Origin of the sequence: Sphingomonas sp. STIS6.2 (genome assembly GCF_000732685.2) — a bacterium.
Classification (GTDB): domain Bacteria; phylum Pseudomonadota; class Alphaproteobacteria; order Sphingomonadales; family Sphingomonadaceae; genus Sphingomonas; species Sphingomonas aerolata.
In genome coordinates this window covers 482,950-499,467 of sequence record NZ_JPDP02000041.1, presented here as the reverse complement: position 1 = coordinate 499,467, position 16,518 = coordinate 482,950, and the positions used below count along the sequence as shown (strand labels likewise).

17 protein-coding genes and 1 tRNA gene are annotated in these 16,518 nt (G+C 66.6%); 12 read left to right on the top strand and 6 right to left on the bottom strand.

Annotated elements, in window-relative coordinates:
• The first annotated feature begins 240 nt into the window (after positions 1-240).
• Complete coding sequence (locus tag sphst_RS08610; protein ID WP_234387513.1) at positions 241-1,200, top strand: hypothetical protein; 960 nt, start codon at positions 241-243, stop codon at positions 1,198-1,200.
• Between the two features lie 24 nt (positions 1,201-1,224).
• Here sphst_RS08610 and sphst_RS08605 read toward each other — a convergent pair whose 3' ends face one another.
• Positions 1,225-1,515, bottom strand: coding sequence for a Rossmann fold domain-containing protein (locus sphst_RS08605; RefSeq protein WP_031395200.1), 291 nt, complete (start codon positions 1,513-1,515; stop codon positions 1,225-1,227).
• 4 nt (positions 1,516-1,519) lie between these two features.
• Complete coding sequence (locus sphst_RS08600; RefSeq protein ID WP_031395199.1) at positions 1,520-1,891, bottom strand: dihydroneopterin aldolase; 372 nt, start codon at positions 1,889-1,891, stop codon at positions 1,520-1,522.
• A gap of 138 nt (positions 1,892-2,029) precedes the next feature.
• Between sphst_RS08600 and sphst_RS08595 the strand changes: the two genes are divergently transcribed.
• The 4 genes from sphst_RS08595 to sphst_RS08580 all read left to right on the top strand — a co-directional run bounded on the left by sphst_RS08595 (position 2,030) and on the right by sphst_RS08580 (position 4,983).
• Complete coding sequence (locus sphst_RS08595) at positions 2,030-2,539, top strand: GNAT family N-acetyltransferase (RefSeq protein WP_031395198.1); 510 nt, start codon at positions 2,030-2,032, stop codon at positions 2,537-2,539.
• Positions 2,540-2,615: 76 nt separating this feature from the next.
• Positions 2,616-3,206 carry a DUF1285 domain-containing protein gene (locus sphst_RS08590; RefSeq protein WP_081877670.1) on the top strand — a complete coding sequence of 197 codons (591 nt, stop codon included), beginning with the start codon at positions 2,616-2,618 and terminating at the stop codon, positions 3,204-3,206.
• On the top strand, positions 3,203-3,799 hold the full coding sequence (locus sphst_RS08585; RefSeq protein WP_031395196.1) for a CoA pyrophosphatase: 597 nt from the start codon (positions 3,203-3,205) through the stop codon (positions 3,797-3,799). The genes sphst_RS08590 and sphst_RS08585 overlap by 4 nt, the downstream gene beginning before the upstream one ends.
• Complete coding sequence (locus sphst_RS08580; RefSeq protein WP_107045399.1) at positions 3,790-4,983, top strand: CCA tRNA nucleotidyltransferase; 1,194 nt, start codon at positions 3,790-3,792, stop codon at positions 4,981-4,983. Before sphst_RS08585 ends, sphst_RS08580 begins: the two co-directional genes overlap by 10 nt.
• 4 nt (positions 4,984-4,987) lie before the next feature.
• Here the strand turns inward: sphst_RS08580 and sphst_RS08575 are convergent, their stop codons facing one another.
• Both sphst_RS08575 and parC read right to left on the bottom strand, forming a co-directional pair.
• Positions 4,988-6,664 (bottom strand): putative bifunctional diguanylate cyclase/phosphodiesterase, encoded by a 1,677-nt coding sequence (locus tag sphst_RS08575; RefSeq protein WP_037530078.1) that lies wholly within the window; start codon positions 6,662-6,664, stop codon positions 4,988-4,990.
• 186 nt (positions 6,665-6,850) lie between these two features.
• Positions 6,851-9,100 (bottom strand): DNA topoisomerase IV subunit A, encoded by a 2,250-nt coding sequence (gene parC / locus sphst_RS08570; RefSeq protein WP_031396316.1) that lies wholly within the window; start codon positions 9,098-9,100, stop codon positions 6,851-6,853.
• A 222-nt stretch (positions 9,101-9,322) separates the two neighbouring features.
• Here parC and sphst_RS08565 point away from each other — a divergent pair, with 222 nt between their 5' ends.
• The 6 genes from sphst_RS08565 to purQ all read left to right on the top strand — a co-directional run bounded on the left by sphst_RS08565 (position 9,323) and on the right by purQ (position 14,536).
• On the top strand, positions 9,323-10,219 hold the full coding sequence (locus tag sphst_RS08565) for an alpha/beta hydrolase (protein WP_082446785.1): 897 nt from the start codon (positions 9,323-9,325) through the stop codon (positions 10,217-10,219).
• 34 nt (positions 10,220-10,253) lie between these two features.
• A complete protein-coding gene (kynU, locus tag sphst_RS08560) occupies positions 10,254-11,468 on the top strand; it encodes a kynureninase (RefSeq protein ID WP_056406244.1) in 1,215 nt (404 codons plus the stop codon).
• 140 nt (positions 11,469-11,608) lie between these two features.
• Complete coding sequence (locus tag sphst_RS08555; protein ID WP_156360329.1) at positions 11,609-12,712, top strand: acyltransferase family protein; 1,104 nt, start codon at positions 11,609-11,611, stop codon at positions 12,710-12,712.
• 148 nt (positions 12,713-12,860) lie between these two features.
• Complete coding sequence (purC, locus tag sphst_RS08550) at positions 12,861-13,640, top strand: phosphoribosylaminoimidazolesuccinocarboxamide synthase (protein ID WP_031396310.1); 780 nt, start codon at positions 12,861-12,863, stop codon at positions 13,638-13,640.
• A complete protein-coding gene (purS, locus tag sphst_RS08545) occupies positions 13,641-13,871 on the top strand; it encodes a phosphoribosylformylglycinamidine synthase subunit PurS (RefSeq protein ID WP_031396309.1) in 231 nt (76 codons plus the stop codon). It begins immediately after the preceding gene.
• On the top strand, positions 13,868-14,536 hold the full coding sequence (purQ, locus tag sphst_RS08540; RefSeq protein ID WP_031396308.1) for a phosphoribosylformylglycinamidine synthase subunit PurQ: 669 nt from the start codon (positions 13,868-13,870) through the stop codon (positions 14,534-14,536). Before purS ends, purQ begins: the two co-directional genes overlap by 4 nt.
• A 103-nt stretch (positions 14,537-14,639) precedes the next feature.
• Here purQ and sphst_RS08535 read toward each other — a convergent pair whose 3' ends face one another.
• Complete coding sequence (locus sphst_RS08535) at positions 14,640-15,341, bottom strand: queuosine precursor transporter (RefSeq protein WP_051916672.1); 702 nt, start codon at positions 15,339-15,341, stop codon at positions 14,640-14,642.
• Positions 15,342-15,447: 106 nt separating this feature from the next.
• Here sphst_RS08535 and sphst_RS08530 point away from each other — a divergent pair.
• A tRNA-Arg gene (locus sphst_RS08530) sits at positions 15,448-15,524 on the top strand.
• 5 nt (positions 15,525-15,529) lie between these two features.
• Here sphst_RS08530 and sphst_RS08525 read toward each other — a convergent pair.
• Complete coding sequence (locus sphst_RS08525; RefSeq protein ID WP_107045398.1) at positions 15,530-15,961, bottom strand: c-type cytochrome; 432 nt, start codon at positions 15,959-15,961, stop codon at positions 15,530-15,532.
• Between the last annotated feature and the right edge of the window lie 557 nt (positions 15,962-16,518).

Here is a 16,518-nt window from a genome sequence, read left to right as displayed (position 1 = left end):
CCCTTATTCTGTCTGCCTTCACGCAGTCGCGCATGGGGGCAGGCGCAACGCAAACGTGTGCCGTGAAGCAAAAATTCCACGCGGCAGTGCGCAATGTCTATCGCCACGCCATGCGACACGCAAACGCTTTGTCGGACGCAACAAACGTACAAGCGTATGATGGCAATTTTATTTCTGTAACGTTCATGCGCCATCGCGTAGCCCATGGCGATGATATCCCCACGTTCCATCCCACCGCTCATGACCCTGTTCGCCGTCATCGCGGCAGCCCCGATCGTTGCGCAGACGGCCCCCCCGCCGCAATCCGTGCCGACCGCGCCGCAGCAAAACAGCGCCGGCGACTCGACGACGCTGACCCCCGAACAGCTTGATCGGCAATGGGAAGGCGCGCGCGATGCAGCGCCCGCTGGAGCGGCTGGCACGGGTCCGGCGCAGCCCGCGGCGCCCGACCAGGGCGCGGGCTATGCGGACCTCGCGGATCTCGTTCTCGCCGCGCCGGTGATCGCCGACGCGACGATTCGCTCGACCGCGCGGATCAAGGGCGCAGAGGCGGCGGATGTCGCACCCGGGCTCGTCCGGTTCTATGTCGAGGCCGACGTGACCGCGCTGATTCGCGGCAGTGGTGGTGTGGCCCCAAGACTCGGCTATCTGCTTGATGTTGCACCGGATTCCAACGGTCGACTGCCAAAGCTGAAAAAGGCGCGCGTGCTGCTGTTTGCACGTACCGCCGGAACATCGACCGCCCAGATCCAGCTCGTCGCGCGCGACGCGCAACGCGACTGGACGCCGGCACTCGACGCGCAGGTCCGCCGCATCGCCCGCGAGGTGCTCGCCGCCGACGCGCCGCCCGTCATCACCGGGATCGGCAACGCCTTTCACGTGCCGGGCGCCCTGCCCGGCGAAGGCGAAACGCAGATCTTCCTGACCACTTCGGATCAGCGCCCCGTCTCGCTGTCGATCCTCCGGCGGCCCGGCGAGCAACCCCGCTGGGCGGTTGCGCTGAGCGAGATCGTCGACGAGGCCGCAGCCCCCCCGCCGCGTGGTTCGCTGTTGTGGTACCGGCTAGCCTGCGCGCTTCCGGCCGCCATGCCCGATCGCAGCGTCGCGTCGATGGCAGTCACCGATGCGGTGATCGCGCGTGAGGATTATCAGTTCGTTCTGCGTGCGCTCGGCCCCTGCGGACGCAGCCCGCAGCGCTGACCGGACCGCCGATCAAGGGTCCGCTCAGCGGATCTCAAGGATCTGCCCGGTCGTCGACAGGGCGGTCTCTAGGTAGCTGATCGCCGCCTCGACATCGGCTGCCCGCGCCCCATTATGGGACAGGACGGCGTTGATTCGTGTCACCGGCGCCGCCTCGATCGCGAGCGGCGCGATCGCGGCGCGGGCCTGGGCGGCAAAAAGCGAATCGCCGCTTTCGCGAATCACGACGACCAGGCTGTCGTCGGTGCCCAGTCGCGGGCGCGCATCGCGCACGCACGCCGCGATATCGTCACGCTCGCTCAGGATCAGCCGCACGATCTCACCGACGATGTCGCACGAGCGTTACGCCGATCGCCTCGCCCGCTTCGGCGATCGCCAGCTTGACGATCTTCACCGCGACCCGCTGAACACGCGCATCCTGCAGGAACAGCGTCTCGCAGATATGGTCGGCGACCGCCTCGATCAGCGTGAAATGCACGCCCGTCGGCAGGGCCGTGGTCGCGGCATGTTTCAGATCGAGATAGTTTTTCGACGCCGACAAGGGCGTGTCGGGGTCGAACCGGCTCGGGCAGGTGAGATCGACGGTGAGCGAAATCCGCAGCGGCTGGGGCAGATGCGTCTCCTCCGAATAGATTCCGGTGAGCACCTGCACTTCCATGTCGTGCACTTCGAGCTGAAGACTGTCTTGCATCGCCGCGCTCTAGCAGAGCCGCGACCGTAGGGAAGGCCCGGGGCGGACGCGGCGTTGCGCCGGTTCCGCTTGCGTTCGGCGACGTGCTGCGTAAAGCGCGCGGCCCCGGACGTTCCTGCGCCGGCGCTGGAGAAGCCGGTGTTCGAACTCGTCCCCTTGAACGCCGTCCCGGATGCCGAGGTCGAGGCGCTGCTCGACCGCGCGTTCGGGCAGGATCGTCATGGCCGGACCGCCTATATGATCCGCGGCGATAGAATCGCGATCCCTTCGCTCAGCTTCGCCGCCGTGTCGGGCGACGTGCTGCTGGGCTCGATCCAGTGCTGGCCGATCGCACTCATGACCGCGCAGGCGGCGCTGCCGCTGGTGATGGTCGGCCCGGTCGCGGTCGCGCCGGGGCATCAGGGCGACGGCATTGGCCGGGCGCTGGTAGCGCGCGCGCTCGAGGTCGCTGCGGCGAGCGATCTGGGCGACGCGCTGATGCTGATCGGCGATCCGGACTATTATGGCCGGTTCTTCGGCTTTTCCGCTGACCGCACAGCCGCGTGGCAGGCACCGGGTCCGGTCGAACGTCACCGGCTTCTTGCACTAGGGGGGGCCGTACCCGACGACGCTGGAATGCTTGGCCCGCGCCCAGGCGCAGCCGGCTGACGACGCCGCAGCGCGGCCTGGCGCTTCGCCTGCCGCGAGACTTTACGAGAGGCCATGCGCACCCTACCTCGCGCTCATGCCTATGGACCCCCTCCCCGATCTTGCCTCGCTGAGCCTCGCCGAAATCGCCCGGCTCGCCGACGAGCAGAAACTGCCGCCGGTCGACAAATGGAATCCGTCGCATTGTGGCGACAGCGAGATGCGGATCGCGCGCGACGGGACCTGGTATCATCAGGGCACGCCGATCGGCCGCGAGGCGATGGTCCGGCTCTTCTCGACGATCCTCAGGCGCGAGCCCTCGGGCGGCTATGTCCTGGTTACCCCGGTCGAGAAGCTCGACATCGTCGTCGAGGACGTCCCGTTCGTCGCGGTCGAGGTGAAGATCGATGGCGAGGGTCCGGCGACCAGGCTGACCTTCCGGCTCAACACCGGCGATCTCGTCACCGCGGGCGCCGCGCACCCGATCCGCTTCGTCGAGGATGAAGACGGCCCGCGACCCTATCTGATGGTCCGCGGCGGGATGGAGGCGGTGGTCGCACGCCCGGTCTATTACGAGCTCGCCGACCGCGCGATCGCGGGCGGCGAGTCGCCGGTTGGGCTGTGGAGCGACGGCCAGTTCTTCCCGCTCGAACCCGCGATGCCGTCGCCCGAAGACATCGCCGCGTGACGCTCGCCGATCGGCTGCGCAGCGCGCTGTCGCGGGGTGTCGAGCCGGGCATGATCCTGCTGACCGGCGACCGTGACGATATCGATCTGCCGCCCGGCGATACGCTGCTGCCCGCGGCGGTTCTGATCGCGGTGACCGATCGTGCCGAACCCGGGGTGATCCTGACCCAGCGTACCGAGACGATGCGCAAGCATGCGGGCCAGATCGCCTTTCCCGGCGGCCGGATCGATCCCGGCGAGGATATCGTCACCGCCGCGCTGCGCGAGGCCGAGGAAGAGATCGCGTTGCCGCGCGACCGCGTGACCGTCATTGGCCAGGCCGATACCTATCGCACCGTCACCGGTTTTCAGGTGACGCCGGTGATCGGCGTCATCCCCCCCGACCTGGTGCTTCACCCGAGCGAGGCGGAGGTGGCGAACGTGTTCGAGGTTCCGCTCGAATTCCTGCTCGATTCGGGCAATCATGTCGAAGCCAGCGTCGAGTGGCAGGGCCATGAGCGGCATTATTACGAGATCATCTGGAACGACCGCCGCATCTGGGGCGCGACCGCGGCGATGATCGTCAATCTGAGGCGACGACTGCAATGGGCATGAGCCTTCCCGATGCCGCCTGGCGGACGCGCCCCGGACTCGCCGCGCTGACCGCCGTGCTGGGCCGCGCGTCGGCGCAGTCGCGGTTCGTCGGCGGGGCGGTGCGCGACACGCTCCTCGGCCTGGCACCAGCCGATACCGGCGCGATCGACATCGACATCGCGACGAGCCTTCCCCCGCAGGAGGTGCTCGAACGGCTCGAGGATGCGCGGATCCGCGCGGTACCGACCGGGCTCGCGCATGGCACGATCACCGCGGTGACCGAGGGGGGAACGGTCGAGATCACGACGCTGCGCCGCGATGTCGCGACCGATGGGCGGCATGCGACGATCGCCTATACCGATGACTGGCGCGAGGATGCGGCGCGCCGCGATTTCACGATCAACGCGCTCTATGCCGATCCCGACAGCGGCGAGATCTTCGACTATTTCGGCGGACTGGACGATCTTTCGGCAGGACGTGTTCGCTTCATCGGCGATCCCTTGCAGCGGATTGCGGAGGATCATCTGCGGATCCTGCGCTTCTTCCGCTTTCACGCGCGGTTCGGCAGCGAGATCGACGCCGCCGGCCTCGATGCGTGCACCGCCCGCGCGAACGACCTGATGGCGCTGTCCCGCGAGCGGATCGCCGCCGAACTGCTCAAGCTTCTCGTCGCGGCGCGCGCCGTTGCGGTGATCGCGCTGATGGTCGAGCGCGGCATCTGGCGCGCGGTGCTGCCCGAGATCGACGCCGCCGGGGTCGACCGGCTGGCCACGCTGGTCGATCACGAACATGCCGCCGGCATTGCGCCCGATCCGATCCGGCGTCTGGCCGCACTGATCCCCGCCCGCGACGGCGATGTGGTCGCTGCACGGCTAAAACTGTCGAACACCAATCGCAAACGCGTCGTCGCGGCGACGCAGGGGATTGGCGAGGAGGGTCCTCGCGCACTCGCCTATCGCCACGGCGTGGCTGGCGCGATCGACCGGTTGCTGATTGCAGGTGCAGACGTCGCGCCGATTGCCGACTGGTCGCCGCCGGCATTTCCGATCAGCGGCGGCGCGCTGGTCGAACGCGGCCTGCGAAAGGGCCCCGACGTCGCCGCAATGCGTCGGCGGATCGAGACTCAGTGGATCGCGGAGGGCTTTCCCGATCAGGCCCGGGTCGATGCGATCGCAGACAAGGCGGTCACCGAAACGCTCGCCTGAGCCTTCAGGCCAGGATCGGGACCCGGCTGAAGATCGACTCGAACGCCTGAGCCGCCTCGAGCGGCCGCGCGAAGACATAGCCTTGGCCATAGGTGCATCCGAGCGCCGCGAGCGTCTGGGCCAAGTCGCCCGTCTCGATCCCCTCCGCGGTCGTCTGCATGTTAAGCGCCTGCGCGAGACTGAGGATCGCGCGGACGATCGACACCTTGTCGCGGTCCGCCAGCATCCCCGTCACGAAGCTCCGGTCGATCTTCAGCACATCGATCGGCAGTTTCTGGAGATAGGCGAGATTGGAATAGCCGGTCCCGAAATCGTCCATGGCGAGTGTCGTGCCGAGATCCTTCAGCGCATGCATCGCCTGCGCGATCCGGTCCGGGTCGGACACGATCGCGCTTTCGGTCAATTCGAGTGTGAACCGATCGCCGCCGAGCCGCGAGCGAGACAGCGCCGACTCGACCACCGGCGCGATCGCGTCGCGCTGCAGCTGGATCGCGGACAGGTTCACCGCGACGCGAACGCCGCAATGCCCGCCGGCACGTACGTCCCACGCCGCCAGCGTCCGCGCCGCCGCATCGATCGCCCAGCGCCCCAGTGGAACGATCAGCCCCGATTCCTCGGCAACCGGAATGAACTGTGTCGGCGGGATCTCGCGACCATCCTCGTCGGTCCACCGCGCCAGCGCCTCGAACGCGACGATACGCCCGGTCGCAAGATCGCAGATCGGCTGATAGGCGAGCCGCAGCCGGTCATTCTCGATCGCGCGACGCAGCGCGGTCTCCATGCCGAACTGTTCGCGCGCGATCACGAATTCCTGGCGCTGATAGCATTCGGTCCGCCCCGTCGCCTTGCCGCGCTTTACCGCGAACTGCGCGTGGCGGATCATCTCGGCGGTGTCGCCGGTCTCATCCCGGCCATAGGCGATGCCGATCGAGCATTCGACCCGGATCTCGTAATCGGTCAGGCGGAACGGCGCGATCAGCGCGCGCTGAATCCGGTCGGCGAGACGCAGTGCCTCTGCGGGATCCTCGTCGATCGTCATCAGCACCGCAAACTGCCCGCCGCCGACCCGCGCCAGCGTATCGCGCACCCGCAGCGCGCCCTTGATCCGCCGCGCGACGGTGATCAGCATCTCGTCGCCGACCAGCGATCCCAGGCACGCGTTCAGCCGCCCGAACCGGTCAATATCGATCGCCAGGACCGCGCGCGCGGCGTGATCCTCGACCGCCTCGACCAGATCCTCGAACCCTTCGCGGTTGAGCAGCCCGGTCAGGCTGTCAGTGGTCATCTCGCGCCGCATGCTGCGTTCGGTATGGATCTGCGAGGTCCGGTCGACGAAGCTCAGCGTGCACCGGTCGTGGATCGCTGCGCTGCTCCGCGCGATCGTCACCCGGTAATGCCGGCAATCGATCGTGTCGCCAAAGGCCCAGTCGAAGTCGAGTCGGGTCTGCGACGTCAGCAGAAAGGCGATGATCCGATCGCCCAGATCGGCGATCATCGGCGACCGCGTCGCGACGACGCCCAGCCCGGCGAGGCGATAGGCCCGGTTCATCGCGAACAGCTCGAGCCCACCGTTCTCGAGCGTCAGGTGGACCATCGGAATCGGGCTCAGCTCGAGGCCCCGCGCGACGAGTTCAGCCGAGACGGTTGCCGGTTGTTCGGCCTCGTGAAGAACCCATTCCATAGTCCTGCCTAACCCGGCTTCGTTAAGGCCGCGTGAAATTTACAAAAGACCCAAAACGAGTACGATTATTTCAACGCCGGTTCAGACAGCCCGGCACCAGTCTGTAACGACCCGGCCGCTGGCCCCCGGTTTACCCTGGAGCCAGATCGCGATGGTCAGCACGCATCGCCTTAGCATAGACGAATTTCAGCCGAATCGGTTGTCGCGGGGAAAACCTGTGGGGGGCATCCGCCCGGCCGCGCCGCGCGCCGTACGCCACGGCCCCAGATCCGCCTCGGTCCGCGTGCGCTTGGTTTCGCCGCCCATCGCCCAGCTCAAGCCGTTGGCGAAGACGAAGGTGATCGCATCCGCCAGCCCGCCATCGCGGTAACGCTGGAGCTGCACCCCCTGCCCGCGATTCATCTCGACCAGCTCGTTGATCGGAAACACCAGCAGCTTGCGGTTGTCGCCGATCGCCGCGACATAATCGTCCGCGGGGTCGACCGGACGGACCAGCTTCACCTTCTCGCCGATCCGCGGCGTCATCACCGTCTTGCCCTTGCGCGTCTCCGCGATCACGTCCGCTGCGGTCGCGATGAACGCGCGGCCATCGGTCGCCGCGACCATCAGCTTGGCCTGCCGCGCCGCCGGCAACAACGCGACGATCCCGACGCTGCCGTCGAGGTCGATCATCGCGCGCACCGGCTCGCCAAAGCCGCGCCCGCCCGGCAGCTTGTCCGCCGCCAGCGTGAAGAATCGCCCATTCTCCGCCGCCAGCAACAGCTTGTCGGTCGTCTGCGCATGGAAGGCGAAGGCCGGGCCATCGCCCTCCTTGAACTTCAGCGCCTCGGGGCTCGCCAGATCATTATGCCCGCGCATCGCCCGGATCCAGCCGCGCTGCGACAGGATCACCGTGATCGGCTCGCGCTCGATCATCGCCTCAAGCGGAATGTCGCGAGTCGGCGCCGCCTCCTCGATCGTCGTGCGCCGCTTGCCGAGCAGCGTCTCGGCGCCATAGCGGTCGCGGATCTTGCGCAGGTCCGCCTTCATCCGCTTCTTCTGCAGCTTGGGATCGGCGAGCAACGCGGTCAGCGTCGCCTGTTCCTTATCGAGCTTGTCGCGTTCGGTCTTGATCTCGAACTCTTCGAGCCGGCGAAGCGACCGCAGCCGCATGTTCAGGATCGCCTCCGCCTGACGATCAGTCAGGTTGAACTCGGCGATCATCACCTTTTTCGGCTCGTCCTCGGTGCGGATGATCTCGATCACGCGGTCGAGATTGAGATAGGCGATCAGATAGCCGTCGAGCAGTTCGATCCGGTCGGCGATCTTCTCCAGCCGGTGCTGGGTCCGCCGCGTCAGCACGACGAACTGATGCTCGACCCAGGCCGACAATGCCTCGCGCAGCGACATCACGCGCGGCGTGCGATCCTTGTCGAGCACGTTAAGGTTGAGGCTGACCCGCGTCTCGAGATCGGTCAGCCGGAACAGCCCGTCCATCAGCACCTGCGGATCGACCGTCCGGCTCCGCGGCTCCAGCACGATGCGGATTTCGGCGTCCGATTCGTCGCGCACGTCCGCCAGGATCGGCAGGCGCTTGGCGTTGATCAGGTCGGCGATCTGCTCGATCAGCTTGCCCTTCTGCACGCCATACGGGATCTCGGACACGATCAGCGTCCACATCCCGCCCTTTTCGCGCTCGATTTCCCAGCGCGCGCGCACCCGGAACCCGCCGCGCCCGCTGGCATAGGATTCGCGGATCACCGCTGGCGGATCGACGACCAGCCCGCCGGTCGGAAAGTCCGGCCCCGTCACATGCGCCAGGATCGCGTCATTGTCGGCATCGGGCTGATCGACCAGCAGGATCGCCGCCTCGATCAGTTCGGCGGCATTGTGCGGCGGGATGCTCGTCGCCATCCCGACCGCGATCCCGCTCGCGCCATTGGCAAGCAGATTGGGGAACATGCCGGGGAACAGCTCGGGCTCCTCGTCCTCGCCATTGTAGGTCGGGCGAAGATTGGCCGCATCCTCGTCGAGCCCGTCCATCAGGTCGACCGCGACCTGTGTCAGCCGTGCCTCGGTATAGCGGTACGCGGCGGCGTTATCCCCGTCGATATTGCCGAAATTGCCCTGCCCGTCGACCAGCGGATAGCGCAGCGAGAAGGTCTGCGCGAGCCGGACCATCGCGTCATAGACCGACTGGTCGCCATGCGGATGATATTTGCCGATCACGTCGCCGACGACGCGCGCGCATTTCTTGTAGCCCTGGCTCGGATCGAGCTTCAGCAGACGCATCGCCCAGAGCAGCCGCCGGTGCACCGGCTTCATCCCGTCGCGCACATCGGGCAGCGACCGCGCGGTGATCGTCGAGAGCGCATAGACGAGATACCGCTCGCTCAGCGCGCTGTCGAAGGGGGCGTCGACGATGGAATCGAAGGGATCTTTGAAATCGGTGACCATAGTTGCCTTGTGGATAGCAAGCGCGGCCCAAAGGTTCCACTGTTGTTCTCAACACCCCGACCAGGCCGCCCGGTCCTCATCCCCTGCCCGTCACCCTGACGAACATCAGGACCCACGAGCCAAGCCTCCCACCGATATTGCGTCCACCCGCAACGTCCGCCACCGTCAGACCATGACCGCTGCTGCGTTCGTCACCTGCTCCCCGAAAGGCCCCGCAACCCCATGATCCGCCTTGCCTTTCTTGCGCTCGCCGCCATCTCCACACCGGTGACCGCCGAACCGCCCGCACCCAAGCTCCTGACCTGGCCCGACCTCGTCAAACGCCCGAAGCCCAGCCCAGACGCGACCATCGCCTATGGTCCCGACCAGATGCAGAAGGTCGATGTCTGGCGGCCGAAGGGCAAAGGCCCCTTCCCGGTCGTGGTGATGGTCCATGGCGGCTGCTGGACGACGAGCATCGCCGATCGCAGCCTGATGAACTGGGTCGCGGACGATCTTCGCAAGAACGGCATCGCGGTCTGGAACATCGATTATCGCGGCGTCGACCGCGCCGGCGGGGGTTATCCGGGGACGTTCGAGGACGCGGCGAAGGCGACCGACGCGCTCACTGCGAACGCGGCGACCTTCAGTCTCGACACGCGCCGCATCGTCGCGATCGGCCATTCCGCCGGCGGCCATCTCGCGCTCTGGCTCGCCGCCCGCGCGAAGCTTCCTGCTGCCAGCCCGCTCCACAGCAGCGCGCCGCTGCACATCGACCATGTCATCAGCCTCGGCGGGTTGCCCGATCTTGAGGCGACGGCGGCCACCCCCGCCAATGGCTGCGGCACGGAGGTCGTCGCCAAGCTCGTCGGGACGCCCAGCGCGGCCCGTGCGGATGTGTACGCCGACACATCGGTGCCGCGCCTCCTCCCGCTCGGCATCGCGCAGGACCTCGTCAACGGTCGCGAGGACCGGATCATCCCCTTCCCCTTCGCCACCGATTATGTCGCCAGGGCGAAAGCCGCAGGCGACACCGCCGTCCTCCACACCATCCCGGCGACCGGCCATGTCGAACTCGTCGCACCCGAGACAGCGGCCTGGGCCGACGCGAAACGGCTGATCGCGGCTGCCCTGAAATGACCCTGAACCCGCCCGTATCGACAAAGGCCCGACCATGACCCTCGACGAAGTCCGCGCGCTTGACGCCGCCGATCCTCTGGCAGCGTACCGGGAGCAGTTCGCGCTGCCGGAAGGCGTGATCTATCTCGACGGCAATTCACTCGGCGCGCTTCCCAAGGCGACGCCCGCCGCGCTCGCCGACGTCGCGACCCGCCAATGGGGCGATCGGCTGATCCGCAGCTGGAACGAGGGCTGGATCGACGCACCGCAGCGGATCGGCGCGAAGATCGCCCCGCTGATCGGCGCCGCCGCGGACGAGGTGATCATCGGCGACACGACCTCGACGCATCTGTTCAAAGCGCTGGTCGCGGCGTTACGCGCCAACCCCGACCGCCACACGGTGCTGAGCGAGGCCGGCAATTTCCCGACCGACCTCCATATCGCCGAGGGCGCGGTCGCCTGCGTCCCCGGCGCCCGGCTGAAGGTGGTCGCGCGCGCGGATCTCGCAGAGGCGCTCGACGAGGACACCGCGGTGCTGCTGCTCACCCATGTCCACTACAAGACCGGCGAGCGGTTCGACATGACCGCGTGGACCGCCCGCGCGCACGATGCCGGCGCGTTGATGCTCTGGGACCTCAGCCACAGCGTCGGCGCGGTGCCGATCGACCTGAACGGCGCCGACGCCGATCTGGCGGTCGGCTGCACGTATAAATATCTCAACGGCGGCCCCGGCGCGCCCGCCTTTATCTATGTCGCGACGCGCTGGCAGGACAGGCTCGCCAGCCCGCTGTCCGGCTGGATGGGCCACGCCGCGCCCTTCGCGTTCGAGGACGCCTATCGCCCCGCGCCGGGGATGAAGCGCTGGCTCGCGGGCACGCCCGCGATGCTGTCGACCGCCGCGCTCGAAACCGCGCTCGACCTCTGGGCCGATATCGACCAGCACGCCGTCGCCGCCAAGAGCGCGCGTCTGTTCGACATCCTCGCCGCCGCCGGCGACGCGCTCGGCCTCGACTGCGTCAGTCCGCGCGATCCCGCCCAGCGCGGCAGCCATATCAGCTTCCGCCACCCCCATGCCCATGCGATCACGCAGGCGCTCATCGCGCACGGCGTCATCGGCGACTTCCGCGACCCCGACATCCTCCGCCTCGGCCTGACCCCGCTCTATCTCAGTCATGAAGACGTCTGGTGCGCGGGCGAGATGCTGAAAAAGATCGTCGAAACCGGAGAATGGCAGAATCCGCAGTATTCGGAACGACTTGCCGTTACCTGAGAACAGCATCCTTCGCTAACGGCCAAGAGTTGTAAAATAACGCGGCTTCACGTCCGACGAACCAGCCCTGACTTTCACTGTACGATCTGTTAGCCGATAGGCGCGGCGCATGGGGAGCGTCGCGCCGCGGGGGCGTAACAGTGACAATCAAACAGTCGGGTCATGTCGAATTATACGGCGTACAGATGCTGCGCGCGATCGCGGCGCTGGCCGTCGTCGTCCATCACGCGCTGGAGGAGTCGGGGGGTGCGATCGGAAAGTTCAGCCCCGACTGGCTGACGACATCGGGCGCATCGGGCGTCGACATATTCTTCGTCATCAGCGGCTTCATCATGTTCCACGTCACGTTCAGGGATCGCCGCGGCCCGCCGACACCCGGGACCTTCCTGTTTCGCCGCGCCACCCGCATCTACCCCTTCTACTGGTTGTGCTGCCTCGCCGTCCTGACGATCTCGGCGATGGGATTCCTTGCTTCCAACCATTATCCCGCACGGACGATCGCCGGCGCGCTGATCCTGCTGCCGGGCAATGCGCTGCTCGGAACCGCGTGGACGCTTGTCTTTGAAATGTATTTCTACCTTCTCTTCGCGGCCACGCTCTGGGCGCGCTCGGCGACGCTATCGGTGATCGCGACGATCGCGGCGATCCTGTGCCTGCAGGTCGCGGGATCGCTGATGCCTGCGACCGCCACCGCCAAGTTTCTCGCAAGCCCGCTATCGCTCGAATTCTGCTTCGGCCTCGTCCTGGGATATGGCTATGCCGCCTGGACTCGCCGCGAACGGGCCTGGCCCGTGCCGCCCGTCATGGCACTTGTCGCAATGGCGGTTATGGCCGTCGTGCCGCTGTTCGTCGCGCACGACGCCACCACCAGCCTGCCCGAACTGCCGCGCATCGCGGCGTGGGGCCTTCCCGCAGTCGTCGTCGTCGCCAGCGTCTTGACGATCGGCGCACCACGCACCGCGGTGGCGCGGTTCCTCGTTCTGCTTGGTGATGCCTCCTATGCGCTGTATCTCACCCACGCCTTCGTGATGATGGGCTATGGATGGCTGGTGAAGATTCCCGCGGTCAGCCGACTGCCGCAGCAACCCGTCGTGGTCCTGATCGTCATCATCGCGATCATCATCGGCCTGCTCGCCCATCTGCTGGTCGAGAAACCGCTGCTCGGTCTCGTTCGCCGACTGACCCCGGCCCGCCCCGCCCGGGCGGCGCCGGTGGACCAGCCGCTTCCCGAAGTCGCCGGATAGCATCGACAGCCCTGCATTCCGTTCACACCGGCACGCCGATCCGATTGCACCGCCCGCGCCCTTCGCCTATAGGCGCGGCCTATTCCGGCCTCGGCTCCGCGAAGATTATCGTGGGGGTCGGGGCCGCTCAATTTTCAGGGGACCGCGCATGGCTCGCCGCCGCCAGATCTACGAAGGCAAGGCCAAGATCCTCTACGAGGGTCCCGAGCCCGGCACGCTGATCCAGTATTTCAAGGACGACGCGACCGCGTTCAATGCCCAGAAAAAGGGCACGATCAACGGCAAGGGCGTGCTCAACAACCGGATTTCCGAGCACATCTTCACGCTGCTCGATCATATCGGCGTGCCGACGCACTTCATCCGTCGGCTCAACATGCGCGAGCAGCTGATCCGCCAGGTCGAGATCGTCCCGATCGAGGTCGTCGTGCGCAACGTCGCCGCGGGTTCGATCTCGAAGCGCCTCGGGATCGAGGAGGGCACCAAGCTGCCCCGCACGATCATCGAATATTACTACAAGGACGATGCGCTCGGCGATCCGATGATCTCCGACGAGCATATCGCCGCGTTCGGCTGGGCGAGCCAGGAGGAGATGCACGACATCGCCGACCTCGCGATCCGCGTGAACGATTTCCTGTGCGGGCTGTTCGCCGGCGTCGGCATCCGCCTCGTCGACTTCAAGCTCGAATTCGGCCGCATCTTCGACAACGACTATGGCCGCATCATCCTCGCGGACGAGATCAGCCCCGATGGCTGCCGCCTGTGGGACATGGAAACCAACGAGAAGATGGACAAGGACCGCTTCCGCCGCGATCTCGGCGGCGAAGTCGAGGCCTATCAGGAGGTTGCACGCCGTCTTGGCCTGTTGCCCGAAGGTGGCGACAATTCGGTCCTCGACCTCGAAAAGCATCGCAAGAACCGGGGCAAGTAAATGAAACTCAAGGTTTTCGTGACACTCAAGCCCGGCGTGCTCGATCCGCAGGGCCGCGCCATCCATCACGCACTCGGCAGCCTCGGCTTCGACGGCGTGCAGGACGTCCGCCAGGGCAAGCTGATCGAGCTGGAGGTCGCCGACAATACCGACGACGCGACGATCGACGGCATGTGCCGCAAGCTGCTCGCCAATACGGTGATCGAGAATTACCGGGTCGAGAAGGCATGAAGACCGCGGTCATCGTCTTCCCCGGCTCCAACTGCGACCGTGACATCGCCGTCGCGCTGGAAACGGTGACCGGCGTCAAGCCGACCATGGTCTGGCACGGCGACGCCGACCTGCCGGGCGATGTCGGGCTGGTCGCGGTGCCCGGCGGCTTCTCCTACGGCGATTACCTGCGCTCGGGCGCGATCGCCGCACGCTCGCCGATCATGCGCGCAGTCGTCGAGCAGGCTGGCAAGGGCCTGCCCGTGCTCGGGATCTGCAACGGCTTCCAGGTGCTGACCGAGGCGGGGCTCCTGCCCGGCGCGCTGATGCGCAACCAGGGGCTGAACTTCGTCTGCCGTGACGTCGCGCTGACCGTCGAGACGTCTTCGAGCCGCTTCACGTCTGGCTATGGCGCCGGCGAACGCGTCTCCTTTCCGGTCGCGCATCACGACGGCAATTACTTTGCCGACACCGAGACGCTCGACCGCCTCGAGGGCGAAGGCCGCGTCGCCTTCCGCTATGCCGAGAGCGTCAACGGATCGGCGCGCAACATCGCCGGCCTGCTCAACGACAAGGGCAACGTACTTGGCATGATGCCGCACCCCGAACGCCGGATCGAAGCGGCGCATGGCGGCACGGATGGCCGGCGGCTGTTCGAAGGCCTGATGGAAGCCGTCAGCGCTTAATCGGGTTCATCACCCCACCCCATCCGTTCGCCCTGAGCGAAGTCGAAGGGCCTGAGACCCAGGTGCTTCGATTTCGCTCAGCACGAACGGTTGGGGATGTGTGTCACACCCGTGTCCGGAACGGCGAGAAGTCCGTCCCCTCGTCATACACATCGACCCCCTCGCGCCGCTTGAGCCACCCCACCGCGACATAGGTTAGCGGCGTCAGCAGCACCTCCCACGACACCTTCAGCGCGAACTGGCTGACCATCACCATCAGCATCGCTTCAACCGGCCAGTCGGGCGCGCCGTAAAAGGCGAGCGGATAGAAGATCAGGCTGTCGAACGCCTGCCCCACCACCGTGCTGCCGATCGTCCGCGTCCACAGCATGCGCCCCTTGGTCCAGATCTTCATCCGCGCGAGCACGAAGCTGTTGGCGAACTCGCCCACCCAGAACGCGCATATCGAGGCCAGCACGATCCGCGGCACCTGTCCGAACACCGACTCATACGCCGCCTGCCCCGTCCACCCCGCGTCCGGCGGCAACGCGACGACCACCGTCGACATGAACACCATGAAGAGCATCGCGCCGAACCCGGCCCAGATACAGCGGCGCGCGCGCGCATAGCCGTAGACTTCGGTCAGCACGTCGCCGATCACATAGCTGACCGGGAAGAACAGGATCCCCGCGCCGAACGGCCAGGCACCGATGAACGGCAGGTCGATCACCGCCCGCTTGCCCGCGCCGATGACGTTGGACAGCAGCAGGATGGTGACGAACGCCGCCATCACGAAATCGAAATAGCGGAACTGTTCGCTGCGCATGGCAGTGGCCACCACGGGTTCGGGCGCGTCGTGATCCACGATATTCATCACGTCGTTATGATGACGGTTCCAAGCTCGTGCAATGCACGCTAATCGGAAGCCGTGCGCGCCCGTAGCTCAGTTGGATAGAGCAAGGAGCTTCTACCTCCTCGGTCGGGGGTTCGACTCCCTCCGGGCGCGCCAATTTCCTAACGGTCTCGGCGATAGGTCGCGAGATAGGCGATCACGTCGGCGCGCTGCTGCGCATCGGACAGACCGGCAAAGCGCATCGTCGTCCCCGGCACCAGGCCCTGCGGTGCCCGAAGCCACGCATCGAGCCGCGCTGCATCCCAGCGCCCGCCCATCGCCTGCAACGCCGCGGTATAGGCAAAACGTGGTCGGCGTTGCGCGACCGGGCCGTCGACCACGTCGTAGAGATTGGGACCGTCGGTATCGGGGGCGTCCGCACCGATCGTGTGGCAGGCCTTGCACTGAACGAACACGCGGGCACCCGCCACGGGGTCGCCCGTCAGCGTCCCGACCACCACCCGGCGTTCCACAGCGGCGGCATCCCGGCCATCGCCCGTCTGCTGGCATGCGCCGACGAGCATCAGCCCCAGTGTTGCCCCGATCCTCCGCATGCCTTCGCTCCGATACCACCGGCCCGTCCGAACGGCCGCGCCCCCCGCCTAGCGCAGATTTTCGGGCGAAACGAGGCAGCGGCGTGACGAGCGGTGCTGTCAAGTTTCGCCGCCAATGCTAGCTTGTCGTCAGCGACGCAGTGCCGAAACGGCATCGCGTCCTCGGCGCCCCGCCCGGATACGAGAGTGTCGCACGGACGGGCGGGGCGCCCCGTTCATTTTCAATTCACGACTGCTTGGCATAAGCCATGGGCAGAGGCGTTGCCGAGTATCGCGTAACCTTCAGCGCCCCGCCAGTTTTCAGTCACACGGGCCGGCGGGGCGCGCAGCACCATCCCTCCCCGCTTTGTCGGCATCGTTCGGTGCAGACCACACAGAGCGCAATCGGGATCGCCGAATCGCAACTCGATCTCCAGGTCTGTCCCGCAATCGGTCAGCACACCTTCCTTTCAAAAGTCTTGATACATCGCGGCATTCCGCCCATATCCGATCTGTCCGACGCGCTTCCCCAAGACAGCAGCGTCGGCGCTGGACTGCGGCCCGCACGAGTTATCCCC